We start from the raw sequence: 25,638 nt of genomic DNA, 5'->3' as shown, positions 1-25,638 counted from the left end.
GTGTCTTAGAATAGTTTAAGACTTACCCGGTTTAGCTTTAGATATATAGTCTTGAGTCTGTTATGGATATTTCACATTGAATTCATATTTCTAATATACCTCTATTATCTATACTGTATCCTTTTGAACCGTTTAGGTAACCTGGATTTAGTTGTAATGATCTTTATTGTTTTTCTTATTGATTTAGTTTTTTTTCATTGTTGCTTATCCCCCATTATGCTATTTTTCCATAAATATTGTTATTAAATTGATATTCTTTTATTCCTAATACTTCTTCATAGATTCGTGAAAAGGTAAACCATGATATTTCTTTTTGTTCTCGCTTTTTGTCCAAATAAATAACATTGCAACCACGGAAGGAGAATGATTTCCAGAAAACAACTGAGTTAATATTTTTAAGAAATAGTATGAAATCTTTGATTGTTTCTTTCTTGGTCATGCCATAAGAGAAGTAAGTGTATATTGAAAATATAGTCAGAATGTTTCTCTCCGTAATCATATGACGAGAGAAATAGGTAAGATAAAAATCATGGTCATAAGTGTAGCTTTTGCAGAAGCTTGAAAAATGTGGATTGTACAATCTATAAAGATCTACATTTTTGTGCGTTTTAGAAAGATAACTTGTGAAGGTTGAGTAGTTTTGTTTTTTCATTTTTATTCTCCTTTATTGTTTTTGTTAAAGAGAATATATATTAAGAAATAAATAAAATTCAAATTTATTTATACATATTGCGTTGTTATGCTCTATATTAAAGTGAGAGTGAAGTACCAGATAATAAAACCATATTTTTGTATTTCTATTTTGAGTGCAGTGTTAAGTATTAAATGATAACTCGTGCGATGTTAATAAATAACATCGCACATATCAAAAAAACTAAGAATTAATAATTTCTCTTATTGTTTCAAATAATTCTTCAAATGCCGAGAAGTCTAAATCCAAATATCTTTCTTTCTTATTTAAGATATTGTCAGCGAAATCATTTTTAGATAATGCCAATGAATTACCATAGATGTCAATAACATCTGAATCTATGATATTATCAAATGCTGGATTATTTTTCCCTTTTATTTTGTTATGGTTCTTGACTCCAATTTCTAAATTTTCAGTTAATCTGCCATTTTCATTAAATTCTTTTGAGGTATAAATTCTACGTCCGGCTTCATCACATCTGTATAAATCTTGATCCTTATACATGAATTCAATGCAAATTCCTTCATGATAATTACGGTGTTCTGGTTGAGGTATGCTGATGGCATACACCTTGTTACCAAGACTATTTATTTTGTTTTTACTATATCGCTTTCCATTACCTTCATCGCGATCAAAAATACCAATTATTTTTTTTGTGTTTTGCACTTGGCTGACATTTGTCAAAAAGCTATTAAGTTTATCATCTGAAAATGAAGCATCATTGTACTCATGAAACTCAAAGTCTAAGTCAATAAATTTCTCTTGCTTTTCTTGAAAAAATAAAAGTGCAGACTTTATATGTTTCCAGTCAGTCTTTCCTTCGGTTATAACTAATGTTTTTGTTGATTTATATAGATCCTTTTCAAGGATTTTGAGATTGTTTTTGATATCTTGAAATCTTTCAATGAAAATAGAGTATGCTGTTTGTATCTCATCAAAATCAGATTCTTGAATAATTTCTCCATTTGGTGTGCTGATAATTTGATAATTATCTGAGAAGCACTCTTTCATGCCAAGCAAAAAAAATGGAGAGTGACTTGTTATAATGAATTGAACTTTGGGGAATAACCGTAAAAGTTCCGGGACAGCATTTTTTGCATATTCAATATGAAGATTAAGATCTATTTCATCAATGATTACAATACCTTCAATTTGGGTTAGATTGAATTCTTCCAGTGTCGATATTTCATCAAATTTTTTGATGATTGAACAAAATAATGCGACCAGCATTGCTTCGCCTGACGACATATGTGAAAATGTTGGGCATATTCTTTTTTCGCCTTCAATTCCATTCTCTTTAATTAAAACTGATATTTTTCTGCCAGCCTCCTTACTGCTAATTCCAAATCTTGCTGTTTCTAGATTTGAAATTTTAGATTTTAATATTATAGTTAATATTTGATTTATTAAAATCTGAATTTTGGTATTTTTTCCATTTGAAGATTGTATTACTTGCCCTGGTATAGGAATGAAATTATTCCCTACGGGAATATAAGCTTGAACCATTAATGGTATTTTTTCATAAAGCTCAGAGTCAAGGATGACATCTAATATCCATGATTCGATTTCTTTAATAACATTTGTTTTTATAAAGTTATCATTACTTTGTCCAACATAATTTTCAACGGTTTGTATTCGAGGGTCATCACTATCCACTAACCATGCAGGATTGTAGTATCTATTTACGGGAAAATATAATATTGCGTTCTTTTCAAAAATACCTTTTGTATCACCATTAATTGTTTTAGAAAACCCATGGTCAATAAATTCCTGATTCAGATTTATATTGTAATGCTGAAGCAATTCTCGTGTCTTAGTGGGCTGAGTGCTGGCAATGTCATTATAATAAATGCTTGAACTATCACCCTTTGAAAACTCAACACGAACAAAACTGTAGTTTTCTCCTACAGTTATATAGTCTTTTTTTCCAGCTTTGTAATAGGAGTTTTCCTTAGTTTCATTAATTGTGCGAAAATTGGCTCGTTTTATTTCAATTAATGAATCAACAATGCTTGAGGTAAGCAAAGTTTTACCGGAACCATTTTTCCCAACGAGCACAATGGGCTTCGGAGAGCCATTTTCATTGAAAGGAAATTCTAAATTAAATGAACTTAATGCACCATAATTATTTATGAGGATATTCTTGATATACATTTTTACTACCCTAAATACGAAACCTTTGTACTTGCTAATTATACTATTTAGTTAGACATATTGAAAATAGTTTTTCTGTATATTCTGGAAAGTATGCGACATACATTAGATTATGTGATGTGGGTCAAAACTCTCCTATTTTATCAAGAGAAGATGGCTATATCATTGATACATCTTTGCTTATGTTACGTATAACATATTTTAATAGCGACTAGCGGCGTTCATTATGCAGGCATAATTTTGTTTAGCTAATATGTTAGTTGAGATAACGATGTGTTATTAAGTATGCATCATTTTATTAAATGTCCTTGTTTATAACATTTTTATCATAATAAAAATGATGTGGTAAATATTCATGTGGCTATTCTTCCTTTTCCAACCAAAGGGCGGAAAAGCAAGGTCAACCCGAAGAAGCATACGCAGTAGCTTCGTAGGGTTAGCCCTTGCTTATCTTATAACTGGCATTACTCATTAAAGGACAATAAGATCTTCGCTTGCACAAGCGAAGCTATAATATAAATCTGGCGATTAATTATTATAAAAATATTTAACAAAACCTATTGACATAAATAAAAAATAAGTTATTTATTAAGTATGCCATAAATAAAAGAGTTTTTATGTCATACGTCTCCTGCACCATGTGCAGTTAATATACTACTTGCCCCATATATGGGGATATTGGAAAGGTTACTTTGTTTTTGAAGTAGCCTTTCGTCCTTCAAGGCTCACCATCGCTTCATGCTCCTACCGAAGCCAGCCAAATAGAAGAACCTTTTCTATCTGAAGCGACTTCGAACACCAGGTTAAAGTCCAAAAAATGTATCCCATACGTAGACCAAAGAAAATTCGAGGATAATTACTGTATAATTTTCATAACATTAGATTGGTTACTCAGATACTGCTGCATCATGGGGGTATGGGCGTCGAGATTATCGATTGTACTCATGGAGTCGTGTCCAGTTCCCTGATTTTAAATGGATTGCGATGCTTTTTCTTTTCGTTGTTATCACATAAGGGGCACATGATAACGGAGATACGCATTTCAGGGAAAGCAGCGATGGACGACTTATCGATCCTTATTCCGTTTCTGATTTTTATAACTGCTGTTTGAGCCGCATTTCGGAACGCCGCTCCCGCAACGTAGCGTAAATAAATGCCACGATGAAGATCGCAGTGAACAATACTACGATGGTTGGCGCAGGGGCGCTGTCGAGGAAAAACGACAGATAAACGCCGAGAAAAGAGGTGACGACCGACAGCGTGACCGCCAGCATCAGCGCGCGGGCAAAACACCGCGTCAGCAAAATCGCAATCGCGCCAGGGGCGATTAACAGCGAGATGGAAAGAATAATCCCCACCGATTTCAGCGTTGCGACGATGGTCAACGCGATCATGCACAACAGACCATAATGCAGCAGGGAGGTATTAAGGCCGCTGGCTTTTGCCTGGTGCGGATCGAAGGCATGCAGTAAAAAATCTTTCCATTTCAGCCCGATAATCAGCGCAATACCCAGCGCAATCAGCGCCGTTTGCAGAATGTCGCTGATGGACACGCCCAGCATATCGCCGAACAGAATATGATCCAGATGGACTTCAGACTGGATAGAAACGTACAGCACCAGCCCTGCGCCAAACATTCCTGAGAAAACGATTCCCATGATGGTATCGCGCTTAATGCGGCTGTTATCGTCGAGATAGCCGGTGGCAACCGCGCAGAATAGCCCGGCAATAAACGCGCCGATGGCCAGCGGAATACCGGCGATATAGGCCAGCACAATGCCGGGGAACACGGCGTGACTCATGGCGTCGCCCATTAACGCCCAGCCTTTCAGCACCAGAAACACCGACAATAACGCGCAGGGGATCGCCACAATTGCCGAGACCATGAGCGCGTTGATCATAAAATCAAACTGGAAGGGTTCCAGTAAGGCGGTTAAGCGCATGGGGTCTCCTTATTCAGGCGCGCACGACGGCGGTTGGCAAGCAGGCCGTGTTTCGGAGCGAAGATAAACGCCAGCAGAAACAATAGCGTTTGCAGGACGACGATGATCCCGCCGGTCGCACCATCCAGCCAGTAGCTGAGCCAGGCGCCGAAAAAGCTGGTCAGGCTGCCGATGGCGACGGCGATGGTTAACAGGCGCGGAAAACGATCGGTCAGCAGCCAGGCGGTGGCGCCAGGCGTGACCACCAGACAGATCACCAGAAAAGCGCCGACGGTTTGCAGAGCGGCGACGGTGGAGACCGACAGCAACGTGAAAAACAGCAGCTTCAGCCGGGCGGGGTTAAGCCCAATCGATCGCGCATGGTTTTCGTCGAAAAAAGTCACCATCAGATCTTTCCACTTCAGCAGCAAAATCACCAGAGAGACCGTACCGATGATCGCCAGTTGCAGAATATCTTCCGGCGCAATAGCCAGCACGTTGCCGAGGATAATGGTCTGGATGTTGACCGACATCGGATTGAGCGAAACCATAAACAGCCCGATGCCAAAGAAAGAGGAGAAGATAAGACCGATAATCGCGTCTTCCTTCAGGCGTGAACGCTGGTTGAGAAAAAGCATGCTGCCCGCCGCCAGGCCGCCGGAGAGAAACGCGCCGAGAGAGAAGGGCAGCCCCAGCATATACGCGCCCGCCACGCCGGGGACGATGGAGTGGGAAAGCGCGTCGCCAATCAGCGACCAACCTTTAAGCATCAGATAGCAGGAGAGAAAGGCGCACAGGCCGCCGACCATTGCCGAGACCCACATGGCGTTGAGCATGTACTGGTAGCCGAACGGTTCCACAAGCCAGTTCATGATGATTCTCCTCCGCCTGCTGCGCGCCGTGAGATAAAGGGACGCTCGTCGTCGGTGATGATATGCTCCTCGCCGCCGCTCAGCGCCACATGACGCAATACGCCGCTGAACGCCAGTTCGAGGTTTTCAGCGGTGAAGGTGGTTTCCGTCGGGCCGCTCGCCAGCACGGTGCCTTTGATCATCACCGTGTAATCGCAAAACTCCGTTACCGAGCCGAGGTTATGCGTTGAAACCAGCATGGTGCGGCCTTCATCGCGCAGCTCGCGCAACAGGGCAATAATGCGGGCTTCGGTTTTCACGTCAACGCCGGTAAAAGGCTCATCCAGAAGAATAACCTGCCCGTCCTGGGCGATGGCTCTGGCCAGAAAGACGCGTTTTTTCTGCCCGCCGGAAAGCTCGCCAATCTGCCGATAGCGATATTCCAGCATGTCCACCCGCGCCAGCGCGGCGTCCACGCTTTCACGATCGCGCGCGCTGGGGCGGCGCAGCCACCCCATATGGCCGTAGCGCCCCATCATCACCACATCTTCCACCAGTACCGGAAACGACCAGTCCACCTCTTCAGATTGCGGGACATAGGCGATCAGATTCTGTTTCAACGCTTTGTTGACGGGCTGTTGCAGGATGGCGATTTCTCCCTTCGCCAGTCGGACAAACCCCATCAATGCTTTAAACAGCGTCGATTTCCCTGAACCGTTGACGCCAACCAGCGCGGCAATTGAGCCGCCAGGCACCTGAAACGTCGTGTCCCGCAGGGCAGTGTGACCATTGCGATACGTCACCGTGACGCGATCAACGGTAATCGCAGATTGACTCATTTCTGGCTCCTCAGCCCGTCAGTGATGCCGCTGACGATGGTTTCAGTTGTGACGCGCAGCAGATCCAGATACGTCGGCACCGGACCGTCGGCAGCGCTCAGAGAATCAACATATAGCACACCGCCGTAGTGTGCGCCGGATTCACGCGCGACCTGGCGGGCCGGTTTATCGGAAACGGTACTTTCGCTGAACACCGCCGGGATGTGATGTTCCCTGATCGCGTCGATCACTTTGCGTACCTGTTTAGGCGTGCCTTGCTGATCGGCGTTGATCGGCCAGAGGTACAGCTCTTTCAGGTCGTTATCGCGCGCCAGATAGGAAAATGCGCCTTCACTGGTCACCAGCCAGCGCTTGTCGGCAGGAATCTTCGCCAGTGCGTCGCGTAGTGGATCGAGCGTCTGGCGGATTTGGGCTTTATAGTTTTCGGCGTTTTTCTGGTATGTCGCGGCGTTATCTGGATCGTATTTCACCAGCGCATCGCGAATGTTATCCACGTAAATCAGCGCATTTTCCGCCGACATCCAGGCGTGCGGGTTGGGTTTGCCGTTATACGGCCCTTCGGTAATGCCCATCGGCTTCACGCCGTTGGATACCGTAACTTCCGGCACGCCGGATAAGTGCTGGTAGAACCGGGCGAACCACAGCTCCAGGTTCAGGCCGTTAGAGAGGATCAGCTGCGCGCCCTGCGCCCGCTTAATGTCGCCGGGCGTCGGCTGATACTCGTGGATCTCCGCGCCAGGCTTCGTGATTGAACTGACGTCCGCCGCATCGCCCGCTACGTTTTTCGCCATGTCGGCGATGACGGTAAACGTTGTGATGACCTTAAATTTATCTTTTGCATAAGCAGGCGACAGCGCAAGCATCGCCAGCGCGCTGGCAAGGAGAATGGATTTCAGACGGAGCAAGTGCGGCATAGTATCCCTCATCATAATGCGGTTAATTATTCATCGAATATAGCCTTTGCTATGTTATATAGCACAAGGTATAGATAAATGAAAATAATTCTTATTTACGTAGGGCGCTAAGGATGTGTCACCTTAGGGTGATAGTCCTGAGAGAAGATAAGGTGTATTATTTATGCAACTTATTTGTGGAGGCATCATGTCCGGTAAGCGTATTGCTCGTGAAAAACTGACGATTAAAAAAATGATCGCGCTGTACGAGAGCCAGTGCCCGCAGGCCTCAAACGAGCAAGGTCATTACGATGCGCTGTTTGCCTATGCGCAAAAGCGGCTGGATAAGTGCGTGTTTGGCGAGGAAAAACCGGCCTGTAAGCAGTGTCCGGTGCACTGTTATCAGCCCGCGAAGCGTGAGGAGATGAAGCAGATCATGCGTTGGGCAGGCCCAAGAATGCTCTGGCGCCATCCGATTTTGACCATCCGTCACCTTATTGATGACAAACGCCCCGTCCCGGAATTGCCGGAAAAGTATCAGCGCAAGAAATAAATGTGTCTTGCCGGATGGCGGGAGTTAATCGCAGTTGCGTAGGCCCGATAAGCGTTAGCGCCATCGGGCAACACCATTACGCTTTGGTCGCAATCAGAATCGCTGACGCCTTAATCAGCGCAATAACGCGACTGCCCTGCGCCAGTTTCATCTCTTCCTGACTCTCATTGGTGACAACGGCCACAATCTCAAAACCGGCGTCGGTTTTGATGTGTACAGTCGCGTTGACCGCGCCTTCCGTCACCTGAGATACGCTACCGGCAAACTGGTTGCGGGCGGAGAACTTCAGGCCGCAATCTTCGCTTGCCAGAGTAACCCAGGGGGCTTTAATCAAAGCAATGGCGTCTTTTCCGTTTGTCAGACCCAGCGCCTGCTGGCTGCTGTGAGTGACAATCGCCACCAGTTTTGCGCCGCCCGCCAGCGTCAGTTCAACTTCATCATTCACCGCACCCGTTGCGACTGCGCTAACCGTACCGGTCAGTTGATTACGTGCTGATACCGCCATACTGCCTCCTTTCGTTGAGATATCTGCCAGTATAGCCAGAGATGCTATACCAATGCATCTTTATCAATGCCTAATCGTTTCATGCGAGAGAGCAGGGTGGTGCGCTTCAGCCCCAGACGCTGCGCGGCGCCTTTTGGCCCCGCCACCACGCCATTTGTCTCTTTCAACACGCGCATAATGAGCTGAAATTCATCCTCGCCCTCCTGGGCGACTTCGGTGGCGACCGGCGGCGCGCCCGGCGTGAGCATTCCCATGTCCGGCAGCGAGAGTTGCAGCACGTTACCCCGCGTCAGCAGAACGGCGCGCTCGACGACGTTTTCCAGCTCGCGGACGTTCCCCGGCCACTCCATATTGCTCAGCGTGCGTAGCGTTTCGGCAGGAATACTGTTGATGTTGCGCCCCATCCGGCGGGCGATTTTAAAGGTGAAGGCTTTGACCAGCAGCGGAATGTCCTCCGGGCGCTCGCGCAGCGGCGGGAGCTGGATCGGAAAGACGTTCAGACGGTAATAGAGATCGTTGCGGAACTCACGATCGGCCACCATTTTTTTCAGATCGCGATTGGTGGCGGCGATCAGCCTGACGTCCGTCTGGATCAGTTTATTGCTGCCCAGACGTTCAAATTCCTGCTCCTGGAGCACGCGCAGCAGTTTCGGCTGTAGCTCCAGCGGCATGTCGCCCACTTCATCAAGAAACAGCGAGCTTTTATCCGCCAGCTCAAAACGACCAATACGCTGCGCGCTGGCGCCGGTAAAGGCGCCGCGCTCGTGACCAAACAGATCGCTTTCCAGCAGCCCGGCGGGCATCGCCGCGCAATTCATCTTCACCATTCGCCGTGCGTTACGCCCGCTCAGATTATGAATCGCCCTGGCAATCAGCTCTTTACCGGTTCCTGTTTCACCGAGGATCAGGACGGTGCTGTCGCTTTGCGCCACCATCTCCACCTGCTTGAGCACGTTGTACATGGCTTCGCTGCGACCGATTATCTCGCCAAATTCGCTATCCACGTTATTGAGCTGCTCGGTAAGCGCCAGGTTCTCGTCGACCAGACGCTCTTTCAGCCGGTGAATCTCCTGATAGGCGAGGGCGTTGTCCACGGCAATCGCCACGCGTTCGGCAATCTGGCGCAGCAATTTGAGGTTGGCGGTGGTAAACACTTTCTCTTCGCATTGCGCCAACTTCAGCACGCCGAGCATTGTATTGCCGGACATCAGCGGCAGCAGACACAGGGTCTGTATCTGGTTGCCCCAGGTGTCGAACAGCATGCGTTCGTACGGCGCAAGCGTATCCCGCTCGTTCAGGTTAATCAGCAGCATCTCTTTGCTTTTGAAAACCCGTTCAGAGAGCGTTCCCGCTTCGTCCACTTCGCTTTGTTCATGCGCGGGATTATGTTCATCCAGATAATGCGTGGAATAGATGCTCAGCTTATTTTTGCGGGAGCTGTGCAGGACGATGCTAATGGCATCGATATTAAAGTAGTGGTGGATCTCTTTCGCGACTTCGCTCACCAGTTCGTCGATGTCCAGCCGTGAAAGCACGGCATTGGTGATCGCCACCAGAATGCGGAAGTTGTCGCGCTCACGGCACAGGAGATCGTAGTCAACGTTATTGCTGACCCGACACTGAATTTGCTCAGCGACCACTGCGACAATCTGGGTGAAGGTTTGCAGGCGTTCGTACTCTTTCTCGCTCCACGGCTGGTCGTTTTGGCGGATGAATTCGCAGCCGCCAAAAATGCGCCCTTCAGCGGCCAGCGGCAGCAAACAGTAGTGGCCAAATTCACCGTACAGCCCGTTTGTCGCCAGTTGCGGCCAGGTTTCGCTGAATTCGTGATGATTGCAGTGCAGCGCATCGGGGCGCGAGAGAATGCGCCGAACCGGGCCGTGTGCCAGCACGGTTTCGTCTTCATACGCGACAGGTTTACCATTTTCGCGAGTTGCATAATAACGCGCGCGTTGTGTCTGTGGCTGCCATAACACAATAGCCGCGCTGTCGGCCAGCGCTGAGCGCTTGACCAGTTGCGAAAGCGCTTCACTGAGCGACGCCAGGTCGGGCTGCTGCAATAATGTACGAGTGATGTCGAACAAACCTTGTTGTCCGAGATCGCTCATCGGTGTATACGACATGTTGCTTTTCCAGAAAAGCACCGCGATGCGGTGCGAAAACGGTAAATAAATTATAGATATAGGTAATATATTTTGGGTATCACCGCAGGCCTGTCCATCCGTAGGCCTGATAAGCATAGCGCCATCAGGCGCTAGCATATACGCGGCAACGGTTCGGCGTGGGGTAAATCAAGGGTACGTTTCACGCCATACAGACCGGCCAGGCGAACGCCTCTGCGTTCAACCACCTCGCCGATCGGCGCTGCATCGCGGCCCAGCGGGTGCGCGCGCAGCGCGTCAAGCACCGCGTCTGCGGCCTGGCGCTCAACGGCGATCACCAGTTTGCCTTCATTGGCAAAGTTAAGCGCATCCAGCCCCAGCAGTTCGCAAACGCCGCGCACCGCCGGTTTGACCGGCAGCGCGGATTCGGACAACTCAATACCGAAGCCGCAGGCGGCGGCAAACTCATGGGCGACAGCATTCACGCCGCCGCGCGTCGCATCGCGTAAGGCTTTCACGCCTGGAATATCGCGCAGCGTCTGAATAAGCGGGGTTAATACTGCGCAGTCGCTGACCAGCTCGCCATCCAGCCCCAGTTGTTCACGCAAATTGAGGATCGTTGCGCCATGATCGCCGAGCGTGCCGCTGACCAGCAGCACATCTCCCACGCTTAATGTCTGCGCCCCCCAGTGAATATTGGCGGGAATCGCCCCCATTCCGGCGGTGTTGATGAACAGCTTATCCGCCGCGCCGCGCTGAACGACTTTGGTATCACCGGTCACAATGGCGATACCGGCTTCGCGCGCGGTTGCCGCCATGCTGTTCACCACGCTTTTCAGCGTCTCCATCGGCAGACCTTCTTCGAGGATAAAGCCGCAGGAGAGATAACGCGGGATCGCACCGCTGACCGCCACGTCGTTGGCCGTGCCGCAAATCGCCAGTTTGCCGATATTGCCGCCGGGGAAAAACAGCGGGTCAATAACGTAGCTGTCGGTGGAGAAGGCCAGGCGGTCGCCTTCCGCCGCCAGTTGCGCCAGTTCAAGACGCGCCTGATCTTCCTGCTCAGCCAGCCACGGGTTGGCAAAGGCTTCCATAAACAGGCTGTTAATCAGCTGCTGCATGGCCAGACCGCCGCTGCCGTGGGCAAGTTGTACGCTGTTCATGCTTCACACTCCTGCTGACGATATTGATACCAGGCGGCGCATGCCCCCTCGGAGGAGACCATTAACGCGCCGAACGCCGTCTGCGGGTTACAGGTCGTGCCAAACAACGGGCACTGGTGCGGTTTGCACTTGCCGGTGAGCACTTCTCCGCAGCGCGCACGCGGATCGTCGCACACCTGTTGCGGCGCCGGGCGGAAGTGCGCTTCGGCGTCAAACCGCTGGTAGTCTGGCGTCAGATGGACACCGGACGATTCAATCACGCCCAGCCCGCGCCATTCGCTGTCGCCGTTGACGCAAAACACCTCGGCGATAGCCTGTTGCGCCAGTAGATTACCGGCATCCGGCACCACGCGACGGTACTGGTTCTCAACTTGGCTATGGGAGGCTATTTTCTGCTCAACCAGCATGACGACGCCTTGCAGTAGATCAAGCGGTTCGAATCCCGCCACCACCAGAGGACGATGGAAATCCGTCGCGATGAAGCTATAGGCGTCGGTGCCGATCACCATGCTGACGTGACCCGGCGCGAGAAACGCGTCAATTCCGTTATCCGGCTGCTCCAGCAGGCTGCGCAGCGTTGGAATAAGCGTGATGTGCTGGCAGAAAAAGTAAAAGTTCTGCACGTTGCGAAGCTTCGCCTGTTGCAGCGTGATGGCGGTGGTCGGCATGGTGGTTTCAAATCCCAGACCGAAGAAAACGACTTTGCGCGTTGGGTTTTCCTGCGCCAGTTTCAGGGCATCCATTGGCGAATAAACAATGCGGATATCTGCGCCACGGGCTTTGGCCTGCAATAGCGAACCCTGTTTCCCCGGTACGCGTATGGCATCGCCAAAGGTGCAGAAAATCACCTCAGGATGGCTGGCGATCTCCACGCAGCTGTCAATTCTGCCCATCGGCAGCACGCACACCGGGCAGCCGGGGCCGTGGATAAACTCCACGTTGTCGGGCAGCAGCTGGTCGAGGCCGAACTTGAAGATGGCGTGCGTATGACCGCCGCACACTTCCATAATGCGCAGCGGACGTTCGGCGGTATAAGGGAGATGCGCGGCACGTTCACGCAGGTGATCAATCAACTGCATCACCTGTTCCGGTGCGCGATATTCGTCAACAAAACGCATTATTTTTCCTCGCCATACAACAAAGCGCCGACGTCCGGTTCGACATCAAACATGTTTTGCAGCGCGTCGAGGGTGTCGCGCGCTTCCGCTTCGTTAATCACACTCATGGCAAAACCAACGTGAACCAGCACCCACTGGCCCAGACGCGGCTCACCGCTCTCATCGCAACTGCCAACCAGCGTCAGGTCGACATCGCGCTGGATGCCGCAGACATCGACTTTCGCCTGATTGCCGTCAATGGAGCGAATTTGCCCCGGAACGCCTATGCACATCGCTGTGCCTCCAGCCAGTTCAGCCACCGATCCATCCCTTCGCCGCTGGTGGCGGAGATGAGGATGATCTCAATGTCAGGATTGACTTCCCGGGCGCTGGCGATGCACTTCTCAACGTCAAAATTGAGGTACGGCAGCAGATCAACTTTGTTCAGGAGCATGAGCGAAGCGGCGGCGAACATATGCGGGTATTTCAGCGGCTTGTCTTCGCCTTCGGTGACGGAAAGCACCGCCACTTTATGGCGCTCGCCGAGGTCAAAGCTGGCCGGGCAGACAAGGTTACCGACGTTTTCGATAAACAGAATACCGTTGTCGGCCAGCGGCAGACGCGGAGCGGCATCGGCAATCATTTGCGCATCAAGATGGCAGCCTTTGCCGGTGTTGACCTGAATAGCGGGCGTACCGGTCGCGCGGATGCGGGCGGCGTCGTTGACCGTCTGCTGGTCGCCTTCAATCACCGCGCACGGCACACTGTCTTTTAACTTCATCAGCGTTTCGGTCAGCAGGGTGGTTTTACCGGAACCGGGGCTGGAGACAAGATTGAGCACCAGATGCTGGCGGGCGGCGAAGCGGGCGCGGTTGCGCTCGGCCAGACGGTTGTTTTTGTCCAGCACGTCAATTTCGACTTCCAGCATCCGGCGCTGGCTCATACCCGGCGCATGGGTTCCCGCTTCACCGTGACCGTAGTGCAGATCGCCTTCTGCGGTCTGGCTCGGGGTAAAGGCGGATGTCTTCACGCCGGTGATGTTCAGCGCCGGGCGAGCCGCCGGGGCAAAAGGCGCGCTACGAAACGCCGAATGGGGATTATGCTCATCTCCCTCTATATAAAGGTTGCCTTCACCGCAACCGCATGTCGTACACATCGCTCACTCCTGATCTCTATCTTGCGGTAAATCTATTGCCGGATGGCGGCTTTGCTTTATGCAGCCTACAACTCAGGCCATTCCTGTCGGCCGGATAAGACGCTCAGGCGTCGCTATCCGGCGTTGGATTACTGTCTATTTCAATTCGGCGAATCTGCAACCCGTCATCGGCCACAATGCGTAGCGTGTCGCTCTGGCATTGCGGACAACGGCGCACGCGCTGCGTCAGTAACGTGACGTACTGCTGACAAGACTCGCACCAGCATTCGGCTTCTTGTTCTTCGAGGTGGAGTTTACAACCTTCCGCCAGGGTGCCACGGCATACCAGATCAAAACAAAAGGCGAGAGCGCTGGTTTCTACGCAAGAAAATGCGCCAATTTTGAGCCAGACCCCAGTTACCCGTTTTGCACCGTGCGCTGCGGCCTGTTGTTCAATTAATTCCAGTGCCCGTTGGCAGAGAGTTATTTCGTGCATATCGCCTCCCGAATTCATTGCCCTGAATAAGCAATAAATATGCCAGTTATTTTTCCCTTGCTTGTGGCAATGACGACGATGACGAAATGACATGTCGTCACAGCGTCAAACGTGATGGCTGTTTTTGTATCATCATGAAAAATAAAGGTTTAAAAACTGGCATGGAAAATGCTTAAGGCTGGCTATCTCTGCTAACCGGGTAACCTGACATGACTATTTGGGAAATAAGCGAAAAGGCTGATTACATCGCGCAGCGGCATCATCGCCTGCTGGACCAGTGGCGAATCTACTGCAACTCACTGGTTCAGGGGATCACCTTATCAAAAGCGCGTCTGCATCACGCCATGAGCTGTGCGCCGGACAAAGATCTGTGTTTTGTGCTTTTCGAGCACTTCACGATTTACGTCACCCTGGCGGACGGTTTTAACAGCCACACCATCGAGTATTACGTCGAAACCAAAGACGGTGAAGATAAGCAGTTGATTGCACAAGCGCAATTGACCATTGACGGCCTCGTTGATGAGAAGGTCAGTAACCGCGATCGCGAGCAGGTGCTGGAGCACTATCTCGAAAAAATCGCCAGCGTTTACGACAGCCTGTACACCGCCGTGGAAAACAATCGCCCGGTGAATTTACGTCAACTGGTAAAGGGAAATAGCCCGGCGGCATAAGCACGAGGCGCTGCCCGTTGTTACTCGCGGCGTGCGCTTCACGCTGCATATGAATGTTTGAGGGGATGGGAATGTCGATAAGTGTCGAAAATGACATTTTTCAGACATGTTTTCGTCAAAAATGACTATCACCTGAGGAATGCCTGGTGAATCGTTTTGTAATTGCTGACTCCACGCTCTGTATTGGCTGCCACACCTGTGAAGCAGCCTGTTCAGAGACGCATCGCCAGCACGGCCTGCAATCAATGCCGCGGCTGAAAGTGATGCTCAATGAAAAAGAATCCGCGCCGCAGTTGTGTCACCACTGTGAAGATGCGCCCTGTGCCGTGGTGTGCCCGGTGAACGCCATCAATCGGGTAGACGGCGCCGTACAGTTGAATGAAAGCTTGTGCGTAAGCTGCAAGCTGTGTGGCATTGCCTGCCCGTTCGGCGCGATTGAATTTTCCGGCAGCCGTCCGCTGCATATTCCGGCGAATGCCAATTCACCGAAAGCCCCGCCGGCGCCTCCCGCGCCGGCACGCGTCAGTACGCTGCTGGACTGGGTGCCGGGCGTGCGCGCCATCGCGGTCAAATGCGATCTGTGCAGCTTCGACGAACAAGGCCCGGCCTGCGTGCGGATGTGTCCGACCAACGCGTTACACCTGGTGAATAACATGGATATCGCCCGCGCCAGCAAGCGCAAACGTGAGCTGACCTTCAACACCGATTTTGGCGATCTCACCTTGTTTCAGCAGGCGCAAAGTGGGGAGGCAAAATGAACGCAATTTCACTGATCAATAGCGGTGTGGCCTGGTTCGCGGCGGCGGCCGTACTGGCATTTCTGTTTTCTTTTCATAAAGCGCTGAGCGGCTGGGTCGCTGGTGTCGGCGGCGCGGTCGGCAGTCTGTATACCGCGGCGGCGGGTTTTTCCGTCCTGGTGAATGCGACAGCGGTCAGCGGCGTGATGCCGTTGATCGGTCATGGTTTACAAATCACCCCGCTGAACGCCATCTGGCTGATTACGCTGGGGCTGTGCGGGCTGTTCGTCAGCCTGTACAACATCGACTGGCATCGTCACCCGCTGGTGTTAGCCAACGGGCTGCTGGTAAACCTGCTGATGGCGGCGGCAGTTTGCGCGGTCGTTGCCAGCAATCTTGGTACGCTGGTGGTGATGGCGGAAATCATGGCGCTGTGCGCGGTGTTTCTTACCGGTTGCAGTAAAGAGGGCAAACTGTGGTTTGCGCTGGGGCGTATCGGTACGCTGCTGCTGGCTGTCGCCTGCTGGCTGGTGTGGCAGCGTTACGGCACGCTGGAGCTGCGTCTGCTCGATCTGCGCGCCCAGGCGCTGCCGCTCGGTTCTGACATCTGGCTGCTCGGCGTAGTCGGTTTTGGTCTGCTGGCCGGGATTATCCCGCTGCACGGTTGGGTGCCGCAGGCGCATGCCAACGCCAGCGCGCCGGCGGCGGCCCTGTTCTCTACCGTGGTGATGAAAATGGGTCTGCTGGGCATTCTCTCTTTATCGCTGATTGGCGGCAATGCGCCGCTGTGGTGGGGCGTTCTGCTGCTGGTGCTCGGCATGATCACCGCGTTTGTCGGCGGTCTGTATGCGCTGATGGAACATAACATTCAGCGTCTGCTGGCGTACCACACTCTGGAAAACATCGGCATTATCCTGCTCGGTCTGGGCGCGGGCGTCACCGGTATTGCCCTTAATCAACCGGCGCTGATTGCGCTCGGCCTGACCGGTGGTCTCTATCATCTGGTCAACCATAGCCTGTTCAAAAGTGTGCTGTTTTTGGGCGCGGGCAGCATCTGGTTTCGTACCGGGCACCGCGACATTGAAAAACTGGGCGGCATCGGCAAGCGTATGCCGGTGATTTCTGTCGCGATGTTGATTGGCCTGATGGCGATGGCCGCGCTGCCGCCGCTGAACGGGTTTGCCGGTGAGTGGGTTATCTATCAGTCCTTCTTCAAACTGGGCAACAGCGGCGCGTTCATTGGCCGTCTGTTAGGGCCGTTGCTGGCCGTCGGGCTGGCGATTACCGGTGCGCTGGCGGTGATGTGTATGGCGAAAGTCTATGGCGTCACTTTCCTCGGCGCGCCGCGTACCAAAGAGGCGGAAAACGCCTGCTGTGCGCCAATCCTGATGGGGGTGAGCGTCGTCGCGCTGGCCATTTGCTGCGTGCTGGGCGGCGTTGCCGCGCCGTGGCTGCTGCCGCTGATCTCCGCTGCCGTCCCGCTACCGCTGGAGACGGCGAATACCACCGTTTCTCAGCCGATGATCGCGCTGCTGCTGATCGCCTGTCCGCTGCTGCCGTTCATCATCATGGCGATTTTCAAAGGCAACCGTCTGCCGTCGCGTTCACGCGGCGCGGCCTGGGTCTGTGGCTACGACCACGAGCAGTCGATGGTGATTACCGCCCACGGTTTCGCCATGCCGGTGAAAGAGGCCTTTGCCCCGGTACTCAAGCTGCGTAAATGGCTTAACCCGGTATCGCTGGTTCCGGGCTGGCAGAATGCGGCGGCACCGGTTCTGTTCCGCCGCCTGGCGCTGATTGAGCTGGCGGTGCTGGTGGTGATTGTGGTTTCACGAGGAGCCTGAGAATGAGTGTGTTATATCCGTTAATTCAGGCGCTGGTGTTATTCGCCGCAGCGCCGCTGCTGTCCGGTATTACCCGCGTGGCGCGTGCCCGGTTGCACAATCGTCGCGGGCCGGGCGTTTTGCAGGAGTATCGCGACCTGATCAAGCTGTTGGGGCGCCAGAGCGTTGCGCCTGCCGATTCCGGCTGGGTCTTTCGCCTGACGCCGTTTGTGATGGTCGGCGTCATGCTGACTATCGCGACCGCGCTGCCGGTGGTGACGGTTGGTTCACCGTTGCCGCAGTTGGGCGATCTGATCACCCTGATCTACCTCTTTGCGATCGCCCGTTTCTTCTTTTCTATTGCCGGTCTGGATACCGGGAGTCCGTTTACCGCGATCGGCGCAAGCCGCGAAGCGATGCTCGGCGTACTGGTGGAGCCAATCCTGCTGCTCGGCCTGTGGGTGGCGGCGCAGGTGGCCGGTTCCACGCACATCAGCAATATCACCGACACGATTTACCACTGGCCGGCAGCGCGCAGCATTCCGCTGATGCTGGCGCTGTGCGCTTGCGCGTTCGCCACCTTTATCGAGATGGGCAAACTGCCGTTCGATCTGGCGGAAGCGGAGCAGGAGTTGCAGGAAGGCCCGCTGACCGAATACAGCGGCAGCGGCTTCGCGGTGCTGAAGTGGGGCATCAGCCTGAAACAACTGGTGGTGCTGCAAATGTTTGTCGGCGTATTCCTGCCGTGGGGACAGATGGAGACCTTCAGCGCGGGTGGGCTGCTGCTGGCGCTGGTGATTGCCATCGTCAAGCTGATCGCTGGCGTACTGGTGATTGCCCTGTTCGAAAACAGCATGGCGCGCCTGCGTTTTTGCGCCACTTCACGCGTGACCTGGGCCGGTTTTGGGTTTGCGTTTTTAGCATTCGTCTCCTTGCTGGTGGCGTGATTTAAGAGAGTTTGAGCATGTCTGAAGAAAAATTAGGTCAACAATACCTTGCGGCGCTGCACCAGGCTTTTCCGGGCGTGGTGCTGGACGAAGCCTGGCAGACCAAAGATCAGCTGACCCTCACCGTGAAGGTGAACTACCTGCCGGAAGTGGTGGAGTTTCTCTACTACAAACAGGGCGGATGGCTCTCGGTACTGTTTGGCAACGACGAACGCCAGCTGTGCGGCCACTATGCCGTTTACTACGTGCTGTCGATGGAGCAGGGGACGAAGTGCTGGATTACCGTGCGCGTTGAAGTCGATGCCAACAAACTGGAGTTTCCGTCCGTGACGCCGCGCGTGCCTGCTGCGGTGTGGGGTGAGCGCGAAGTGCGCGACATGTACGGTTTAATTCCGGTCGGCCTGCCTGACGAACGCCGCCTGGTGCTGCCGGATGACTGGCCGGATGAACTCTATCCGCTGCGTAAAGACAGCATGGATTACCGTCAACGTCCGGCGCCGACCACCGATGCCGAAACCTACGAATTTATCAACGAGCTGGGTGACAAGAAAAACAACGTGGTGCCGATCGGCCCGCTGCACGTCACCTCTGATGAACCGGGCCACTTTCGTCTGTTTGTTGATGGCGAAAACATTATCGACGCCGATTACCGCCTGTTCTACGTCCATCGCGGCATGGAGAAACTGGCGGAAACCCGCATGGGCTACAACGAAGTCACCTTCCTGTCGGACCGCGTGTGCGGCATTTGCGGCTTTGCTCACAGCACCGCCTATACCACCTCCGTCGAGAATGCGATGGGGATCGTGGTGCCGGAACGCGCGCAGATGATCCGTGCCATTCTGCTGGAGGTGGAGCGCCTGCATTCACACCTGCTGAACCTCGGCCTGGCCTGCCACTTTACCGGTTTTGACTCCGGCTTTATGCAGTTCTTCCGCGTGCGTGAAACGTCGATGAAGATGGCGGAGATCCTTACCGGGGCGCGTAAAACCTACGGTCTGAACCTGATCGGCGGGATTCGTCGCGATCTGCTGAAAGAGGACATGATCCAGACCCGTCAACTGGCGCAGCAGATGCGCCGCGAGGTGCAGGAACTGGTGGATATGCTGCTCAGCACGCCGAACATGGAGCAGCGCACCGTCGGCATTGGGCGCCTCGACCCGGAAATCGCCCGCGACTTCAGTAACGTGGGGCCGATGGTGCGCGCCAGCGGCCACGCCCGCGATACCCGCGCCGATCACCCGTTTGTCGGTTACGGCCTGCTGCCGATGGAAGTGCATAGCGAGCAGGGCTGTGACGTCATCTCCCGTCTGAAAGTGCGCATCAACGAAGTGTACACCGCGCTGAACATGATCGATTTCGGCCTGGACAACCTGCCGGGCGGCCCGCTGATGGTGGAAGGCTTTACCTATATCCCACACCGTTTTGCGCTGGGCTTTGCCGAAGCGCCGCGCGGGGATGACATCCACTGGAGCATGACCGGCGACAACCAGAAGCTGTATCGCTGGCGCTGCCGTGCGGCGACCTACGCCAACTGGCCGACCCTGCGCTATATGCTGCGCGGTAACACGGTCTCCGACGCGCCGCTGATCATCGGTAGCCTCGACCCTTGCTACTCCTGTACCGACCGCATGACCGTGGTGGATGTGCGTAAGAAGAAGAGCAAAGTCGTGCCGTACAAAGAACTTGAGCGCTACAGCATTGAGCGTAAAAACTCGCCGCTGAAATAAGGAATCGCCATGTTTACCTTTATCAAAAAAGTTATCAAAACCGGCGCGCCGACGTCGTCGTATCCGCTGGAGCCGATTGCGGTCGATAAAAACTTCCGTGGCAAACCGGAGCATAATCCGCAGCAGTGTATTGGCTGCGCAGCCTGCGTCAATGCCTGCCCGTCGAATGCGCTGACGGTTGAAACCTGCCTTGTTACCGGCGAGCTGGCCTGGCAGTTCAACCTCGGGCGCTGCATCTTTTGCGCCCGCTGCGAAGAAGTGTGCCCGACAGCGGCGATTAAACTCTCGCAGGAGTATGAGCTGGCGGTGTGGAAGAAAGCGGACTTTCTGCAACAGTCCCGCTTTACGCTGTGCAATTGCCGCGTGTGCAACCGTCCTTTCGCGGTGCAGAAAGAGATTGATTACGCCATCGCGCTGCTGAAACACAATGGCGACAGCCGCGCGGAGCATCACCGTGAAAGCTTTGAGACCTGCCCGGACTGCAAGCGTCAGAAATGCCTGGTGCCGTCCGACCGTATTGAACTGACTCGCCATATGAAAGAGGCCAGCTGATGAGCAATTTATTAGGCCCACGCGACGCCAACGGCATTCCGCTGCCGATGACGGTGGATGAATCCATCGCCAGCATGAAGGCGTCTTTGCTGAAAAACATTAAGCGTTCGGCGTATGTCTACCGCGTGGACTGCGGTGGCTGCAACGGCTGCGAAATCGAAATTTTTGCCACCCTTTCTCCGCTGTTTGACGCCGAACGTTTTGGCATCAAAGTCGTCCCGTCGCCGCGTCATGCGGATATTCTGCTGTTCACCGGGGCGGTGACGCGCGCAATGCGTTCTCCGGCGCTGCGCGCCTGGCAGTCCGCGCCGGACCCAAAAATCTGTATCTCTTACGGCGCCTGCGGCAACAGCGGCGGTATCTTCCACGACCTGTACTGCGTCTGGGGCGGCACCGACAAAATCGTACCGGTGGATGTCTACATTCCGGGCTGCCCGCCGACGCCTGCGGCAACGTTGTACGGTTTCGCGATGGCGCTGGGTTTGCTGGAGCAGAAAATCCACGCCCGCGCGCCGGGTGAACTGGACGAGCAGGCGGCAGAGATTCTGCATCCCGACATGGTGCAGCCGCTGCGCGTGAAGGTGGATCGCGCGGCGCGTCGTCTGGCGGGTTATCGCTATGGCCGTCAGATCGCCGATGATTACCTGACCCAACTGGGACAGGGTGAACATCAGGTGGCGCGCTGGCTGGAAGTGGAAAACGATCCGCGTCTGACCGAGATTGTCACTCACCTGAATCATGTGGTTGAAGAGGCGCGTATCCGATGAGTGAAACGGTGGTGTTCAGTCAACTGAGCCGTAAGTTTATTGATGAGAACGATGCGACGCCCGCCGAGGCGCAGCAGGTTGTCTATTACAGCCTGGCGATTGGCCACCACCTTGGGGTCATCGACTGCCTGGAAGCGGCGTTAACCTGCCCGTGGGAGGATTATCTGGCGTGGATCGCGACTCTGGAAGAGGGAAGCGAGGCCAGACGTAAAATGGAAGGCGTGCCAAAGTACGGCGAGATCGTCATCGATTTTAACCATGTGCAAATGCTGGCGCGCGCTTTCGACAGCGCGCTCGCTGCGCAAAGCCCGCAACAGCAGGCGTGGAGCAAGCTGATGCTGAGTATGCTCCACGATATTCATCAGGAAAGCGCCATCTATCTGATGGTGAGGAGACACCGTGACTGACGTTTTATTGTGCGTCGGCAACAGTATGATGGGCGATGACGGCGCCGGTCCGCTGCTGGCCGAAATGTGCGCCGCGCAGCCTAAAGGCAACTGGGTTGTTATTGACGGCGGCAGCGCGCCGGAGAACGATATTGTCGCGATCCGCGAACTGCGCCCGGATCGTCTGCTGATTGTCGATGCGACCGACATGGGGCTGAATCCGGGCGAGATCCGCATCATCGACCCGGATGACATCGCCGAAATGTTTATGATAACCACCCATAATATGCCGTTGAATTACCTGGTGGATCAGCTGAAAGAGGATGTTGGCGACGTGATTTTCCTCGGCATCCAGCCGGATATCGTTGGCTTTTATTATCCGATGACGCAAGCGATTAAAGACGCGGTTGAGGTGGTTTATCAGCATCTTGAAGGGTGGCAGGGGAATGGTGGATTTGAGCAGTTGGTTGCTGAGGGCGAGGAGTAGGCGTCGTTTGTGATGCCGGATGGCGCTAACGCTTATCCGGCCTACATACTTACCGGGCCTACGGTTTTGTAGGCCGGGTAAGGCGAAGCCGCCACCCGGCAAAACGGGCTACGCCAGATCTTCCCCGTTACTCGCAATCACTTTCTTGTACCACCAGAATGATTTTTTGCGGGTACGCGCCAGCGTGCCGTTGCCAGCGTCGTCACGGTCGACATACACAAACCCGTAGCGTTTGCTCATTTCGCCTGTCGAGGCGGACACCAGATCGATGCAGCCCCAGGTGGTGTAACCCATCAGCGGCACGCCGTCTTCAATGGCGTCGGCCATCGCCCGAATATGCTCACGCAGATAGCGGATGCGGTAATCATCATGGATCTCACCTTTCGCGTCCGGCTCATCTTTCGCGCCGAGGCCGTTTTCCACCAGAAACAGCGGCTTCTGGTAGCGGTCATACATCATATTCATAGTGATGCGCAGACCAAGCGGGTCAATCCCCCAGCCCCATTCGCTGACGTCAAGGTGCGGATTGCGCAGCGATTTCACCACGTTGGCGGCGTTGGTGTTATTGGCGTTCATCTCCGCTGAAGCGCAGCGTGACGCGTAGTAGCTAAACGAGACGAAATCGACGGTGTTCTTCAGGATAGCGTCGTCTTCCGGGGCTTTTTCAATCACCACGCCTTTCTCACGAAAGACGCGGGCGGAATAGGCCGGGTAAGCGCCGCGCGCCTGCACATCGATAAAGAACAGGTTTTCGCGGTCTTTCTCCAGCGCGGTCCAGACGTCCTGCGGTTTACAGGAGTACGGATAAAAATTGCCTCCCGCCAGCATACAGCCGACCTGGTTTTGCGGGTTGACCTCATGGGCGATTTGGGTCGCCAGCGCGCTGGCAATCAGCTCGTGATGCGCGGCCTGATACTTCACCTGATCCTGATTTTCACCTTCCTCAAACACCAGGCCCGCGCCGGAGAACGGGCTGTGCAGCATGATGTTGATTTCGTTGAACGTCAGCCAGTATTTCACCAGACCGTCAAAGGCTTCAAAGCAGGTTCGCGCGTAGCGGGTAAAGAATTCCACCATTTTGCGATTGCGCCAGGAGCCGTACTCCGTTACCAGGTGCATCGGCACATCGAAGTGGCACAGCGTGACCAGCGGCTCAATACCGTACTTTTTACACTCTTCAAACACCGCGCGATAAAACGCGATGCCTTCTTCGTTCGGCGTCAGCTCATCGCCGTCAGGGTAGAGACGGCTCCAGGCGATCGAGGTGCGAAACACCGTGAAGCCCATCTCCGCCATCAGGGCGATATCGTCTTTATAGCGATGGTAAAAATCAATCGCGTCATGGCTAGGATAAAATTCGTCATCCCGCAGTTGAAAGCGTTTTTCCAGCCCCAGTTTGACCGGCATCCGGTGCTCGCCGTGCGGGATCATATCGACGGTGCTCAGCCCTTTGCCGCCTTCCCGGTATGCCCCTTCAGACTGGTTGGCGGCCAGTGCGCCGCCCCATAAAAATCCTTGCGGAAATACAGACATAGTCATCCTCAATATGCGCCAGTCAGATGCTGGCTTCTTTTACAGTAGTCGGTTGCGCGGCCTGGTTTTTTCTTGCCTGCGCGGCTGCGTCTTCCACGGGGATATCTTCAAAGCCGAGGAGCAGCGTCAGAACAAAAGAGAGCACCACGGCCAGCGCCATCACGCCAAACACCCAGGCGATGGTCATCGGGTTTGCCGGGTCGAAGAACTGGACGCTGGTGAACAGGCCCGGCGCCGCCATCGAGTGGCTGGCAAGCCCCGCCATACCTGCCACCGCGCCGCAGATAAAGCCGCTAATCAGGCTCGCAATCAGCGGACGCTTCAGACGTACCGCCACGCCGTACAGCGCCGGTTCGGAGATCCCCGCCATAATTGCGGAAGCGGCGGCGGCAAGCGCCGTCTGGCGCAGTTCCGGGTTTTTGGTTTTCCATGCGACGGCCAGAGAGGAACCGCCCAGCGACAGGTTAGCGCCAATTTCAGACGGCATGACCATGCCTTCTTTGCCGGTTTCAGCAATGGTCTGGATGATGGTTGGGGTAAAGACGCGGTGCATCCCGGTCATGACCAGCAGCGGCCACAGCGCGCCCATGATGGCGACGGAAAGCCAGCCCAGATAGCCGTGAATGGTGTAAACCAGCGCGGAGATGGCGCTACCGATCCAGATCCCGATTGGGCCGATTAAAACAATGGCGAGCGGGGCGGCGATCAGGACGATCAGCATTGGTTTCAGGAAGTTTTTCGTGACGGCCGGGGTAATGCGATCCACCCAGCGTTCGATGTATGAAAGACACCATGTCATCACCAGCGCCGGGATCACCGTGTAGGTGTATTTCACCGCCGTCACCGGGATCAGGGCAAATTCAACGTGTTCACCTTCGGCGGCTTTCGCCATCAGGTCGATAAAACTCGGGTGAACCAGCACGCCTGCGATGGCAATCGCCAGCGACATGTTCGTTTTGAACTTGATTGCCGCTGACGCCGCCACCATCAGCGGCAGGAAGAAGAACGCGCCGTCGCCAATCACCGTCAGGATGGTCAGCGTGGAGGCGCCTTTTTCCAGCAGCCCCGTCATTTCGAGGATCATGGCCAGCAGTTTCAGCATCGATCCGCCGATAATCGCCGGGATCAACGGGGACATAGTGCCGATCAGCGCGTCAAGGATCCCCGCGCCGATGCGTTTAAAGGTGAGTTTAGGTTTGCCGACGGGCGCTGCGGGCTGCATATCGGTCGGCAGCAGACTGACGACTTCGCGATACGCCTGTGAAACGGTGTTGCCGATAATTACCTGACACTGGTTGTCGCTGCGAACCACGCCGAGAACGCCGCTGAGGGTTTTCAACGTCGCGCTGTCGACCTGCGCGTCATCTTTGAGAACGAAACGTAGACGCGTCATACAGTGTGTCACGGCGGTGATGTTATCCACACCGCCCAGCGCCGTCACCACGGAGCGCGCCAGTGCCGCATAATTCTTAGACATCGGATTTTATCCTGTTTTATCAATAGGGTAGTTTTATCGTCTTACGCCTTTTCGCTAAAAAAACGTGGGCAATGAAACGCAAAATAGGAAACCGGTTCCACAAAATCATGAATAGTTTAACTGAGTGATA

General features: G+C 53.4%; 25 protein-coding genes. 10 read left to right on the top strand and 15 right to left on the bottom strand.

What is annotated here, in order from left to right:
• Positions 1–214: 214 nt before the first annotated feature.
• From OGX75_RS11345 to sitA, 6 genes are all read right to left on the bottom strand, one after another.
• Positions 215–652, bottom strand: a complete 438-nt coding sequence (locus OGX75_RS11345; RefSeq protein ID WP_174349459.1) for a hypothetical protein — start codon at positions 650–652, stop codon at positions 215–217.
• A gap of 222 nt (positions 653–874) precedes the next feature.
• Positions 875–2,845 (bottom strand): AAA family ATPase, encoded by a 1,971-nt coding sequence (locus tag OGX75_RS11340; RefSeq protein ID WP_174349458.1) that lies wholly within the window; start codon positions 2,843–2,845, stop codon positions 875–877.
• Between the two features lie 1,094 nt (positions 2,846–3,939).
• Complete coding sequence (gene sitD, locus OGX75_RS11335; protein ID WP_286451157.1) at positions 3,940–4,788, bottom strand: iron/manganese ABC transporter permease subunit SitD; 849 nt, start codon at positions 4,786–4,788, stop codon at positions 3,940–3,942.
• Entirely contained in the window at positions 4,779–5,639 is an 861-nt protein-coding gene (sitC, locus tag OGX75_RS11330; protein ID WP_012134848.1) for an iron/manganese ABC transporter permease subunit SitC, read from the bottom strand. The genes sitD and sitC overlap by 10 nt, the downstream gene beginning before the upstream one ends.
• Positions 5,636–6,457, bottom strand: a complete 822-nt coding sequence (sitB, locus tag OGX75_RS11325; RefSeq protein WP_058668011.1) for an iron/manganese ABC transporter ATP-binding protein SitB — start codon at positions 6,455–6,457, stop codon at positions 5,636–5,638. The genes sitC and sitB overlap by 4 nt, the downstream gene beginning before the upstream one ends.
• Positions 6,454–7,371 carry an iron/manganese ABC transporter substrate-binding protein SitA gene (sitA, locus tag OGX75_RS11320; RefSeq protein WP_047461652.1) on the bottom strand — a complete coding sequence of 306 codons (918 nt, stop codon included), beginning with the start codon at positions 7,369–7,371 and terminating at the stop codon, positions 6,454–6,456. Before sitA ends, sitB begins: the two co-directional genes overlap by 4 nt.
• A 187-nt stretch (positions 7,372–7,558) precedes the next feature.
• Here sitA and OGX75_RS11315 point away from each other — a divergent pair, with 187 nt between their 5' ends.
• The gene (locus tag OGX75_RS11315; protein ID WP_024130896.1) at positions 7,559–7,903 is read left to right on the top strand and encodes a nitrous oxide-stimulated promoter family protein; all 345 of its coding nucleotides are present in this window, start codon (positions 7,559–7,561) and stop codon (positions 7,901–7,903) included.
• A gap of 76 nt (positions 7,904–7,979) precedes the next feature.
• On the opposite strand, the gene OGX75_RS11310 is transcribed toward OGX75_RS11315, so the two are convergent.
• The 7 genes from OGX75_RS11310 to hypA all read right to left on the bottom strand — a co-directional run bounded on the left by OGX75_RS11310 (position 7,980) and on the right by hypA (position 14,401).
• Positions 7,980–8,408, bottom strand: a complete 429-nt coding sequence (locus tag OGX75_RS11310) for a TOBE domain-containing protein (protein ID WP_012134844.1) — start codon at positions 8,406–8,408, stop codon at positions 7,980–7,982.
• A 44-nt stretch (positions 8,409–8,452) separates the two neighbouring features.
• A complete protein-coding gene (flhA, locus tag OGX75_RS11305; RefSeq protein WP_024130895.1) occupies positions 8,453–10,531 on the bottom strand; it encodes a formate hydrogenlyase transcriptional activator FlhA in 2,079 nt (692 codons plus the stop codon).
• Between the two features lie 131 nt (positions 10,532–10,662).
• A complete protein-coding gene (hypE, locus tag OGX75_RS11300; RefSeq protein WP_047461655.1) occupies positions 10,663–11,673 on the bottom strand; it encodes a hydrogenase expression/formation protein HypE in 1,011 nt (336 codons plus the stop codon).
• The gene (hypD, locus tag OGX75_RS11295; RefSeq protein ID WP_012134841.1) at positions 11,670–12,791 is read right to left on the bottom strand and encodes a hydrogenase formation protein HypD; all 1,122 of its coding nucleotides are present in this window, start codon (positions 12,789–12,791) and stop codon (positions 11,670–11,672) included. The genes hypE and hypD overlap by 4 nt, the downstream gene beginning before the upstream one ends.
• Positions 12,791–13,063: a hydrogenase 3 maturation protein HypC gene (gene hypC, locus OGX75_RS11290; RefSeq protein WP_047461662.1), complete on the bottom strand. Its 273-nt coding sequence runs from the start codon at positions 13,061–13,063 to the stop codon at positions 12,791–12,793. The genes hypD and hypC overlap by 1 nt, the downstream gene beginning before the upstream one ends.
• Positions 13,054–13,926: a hydrogenase nickel incorporation protein HypB gene (hypB, locus tag OGX75_RS11285; RefSeq protein ID WP_012134839.1), complete on the bottom strand. Its 873-nt coding sequence runs from the start codon at positions 13,924–13,926 to the stop codon at positions 13,054–13,056. The genes hypC and hypB overlap by 10 nt, the downstream gene beginning before the upstream one ends.
• A gap of 103 nt (positions 13,927–14,029) precedes the next feature.
• Positions 14,030–14,401 (bottom strand): hydrogenase maturation nickel metallochaperone HypA, encoded by a 372-nt coding sequence (gene hypA / locus OGX75_RS11280; RefSeq protein ID WP_024130894.1) that lies wholly within the window; start codon positions 14,399–14,401, stop codon positions 14,030–14,032.
• Positions 14,402–14,610: 209 nt separating this feature from the next.
• Between hypA and hycA the strand changes: the two genes are divergently transcribed.
• The 9 genes from hycA (at position 14,611) to hycI (ending at position 22,498) form a co-directional block, all read left to right on the top strand.
• Positions 14,611–15,072: a formate hydrogenlyase regulator HycA gene (hycA, locus tag OGX75_RS11275; RefSeq protein WP_012134837.1), complete on the top strand. Its 462-nt coding sequence runs from the start codon at positions 14,611–14,613 to the stop codon at positions 15,070–15,072.
• 146 nt (positions 15,073–15,218) lie between these two features.
• Positions 15,219–15,830 carry a formate hydrogenlyase subunit HycB gene (hycB, locus tag OGX75_RS11270; RefSeq protein ID WP_047461668.1) on the top strand — a complete coding sequence of 204 codons (612 nt, stop codon included), beginning with the start codon at positions 15,219–15,221 and terminating at the stop codon, positions 15,828–15,830.
• Entirely contained in the window at positions 15,827–17,653 is a 1,827-nt protein-coding gene (gene hycC / locus OGX75_RS11265) for a formate hydrogenlyase subunit 3 (RefSeq protein ID WP_047461671.1), read from the top strand. The genes hycB and hycC overlap by 4 nt, the downstream gene beginning before the upstream one ends.
• Before the next feature lie 2 nt (positions 17,654–17,655).
• A complete protein-coding gene (locus OGX75_RS11260; RefSeq protein WP_012134833.1) occupies positions 17,656–18,579 on the top strand; it encodes a respiratory chain complex I subunit 1 family protein in 924 nt (307 codons plus the stop codon).
• Positions 18,580–18,596: 17 nt separating this feature from the next.
• Positions 18,597–20,306: a formate hydrogenlyase subunit HycE gene (gene hycE / locus OGX75_RS11255; RefSeq protein ID WP_012134832.1), complete on the top strand. Its 1,710-nt coding sequence runs from the start codon at positions 18,597–18,599 to the stop codon at positions 20,304–20,306.
• A 9-nt stretch (positions 20,307–20,315) separates the two neighbouring features.
• Positions 20,316–20,858, top strand: a complete 543-nt coding sequence (locus tag OGX75_RS11250; protein ID WP_012134831.1) for a formate hydrogenlyase complex iron-sulfur subunit — start codon at positions 20,316–20,318, stop codon at positions 20,856–20,858.
• Entirely contained in the window at positions 20,858–21,625 is a 768-nt protein-coding gene (gene hycG, locus OGX75_RS11245) for a formate hydrogenlyase subunit HycG (protein ID WP_047461678.1), read from the top strand. Before OGX75_RS11250 ends, hycG begins: the two co-directional genes overlap by 1 nt.
• Positions 21,622–22,032 (top strand): formate hydrogenlyase maturation HycH family protein, encoded by a 411-nt coding sequence (locus OGX75_RS11240; RefSeq protein WP_058668007.1) that lies wholly within the window; start codon positions 21,622–21,624, stop codon positions 22,030–22,032. The genes hycG and OGX75_RS11240 overlap by 4 nt, the downstream gene beginning before the upstream one ends.
• Entirely contained in the window at positions 22,025–22,498 is a 474-nt protein-coding gene (gene hycI, locus OGX75_RS11235) for a hydrogenase maturation peptidase HycI (RefSeq protein WP_115608920.1), read from the top strand. The genes OGX75_RS11240 and hycI overlap by 8 nt, the downstream gene beginning before the upstream one ends.
• A gap of 108 nt (positions 22,499–22,606) precedes the next feature.
• On the opposite strand, the gene OGX75_RS11230 is transcribed toward hycI, so the two are convergent.
• Together OGX75_RS11230 and ascF are read right to left on the bottom strand one after the other, a co-directional pair.
• Positions 22,607–24,031, bottom strand: coding sequence for a 6-phospho-beta-glucosidase (locus tag OGX75_RS11230; RefSeq protein WP_024130891.1), 1,425 nt, complete (start codon positions 24,029–24,031; stop codon positions 22,607–22,609).
• A gap of 22 nt (positions 24,032–24,053) precedes the next feature.
• Positions 24,054–25,508 carry a PTS cellobiose/arbutin/salicin transporter subunit IIBC gene (gene ascF, locus OGX75_RS11225; protein WP_286451158.1) on the bottom strand — a complete coding sequence of 485 codons (1,455 nt, stop codon included), beginning with the start codon at positions 25,506–25,508 and terminating at the stop codon, positions 24,054–24,056.
• Between the last annotated feature and the right edge of the window lie 130 nt (positions 25,509–25,638).

Source organism: Citrobacter sp. CK199, assembly GCF_030333285.1.
In the GTDB taxonomy this organism is placed as follows: Bacteria; Pseudomonadota; Gammaproteobacteria; order Enterobacterales; family Enterobacteriaceae; genus Citrobacter_B; species Citrobacter_B koseri.
Note: the sequence above shows the minus strand (reverse complement) of the source record. Positions and strands in the feature narration are given on the sequence as shown.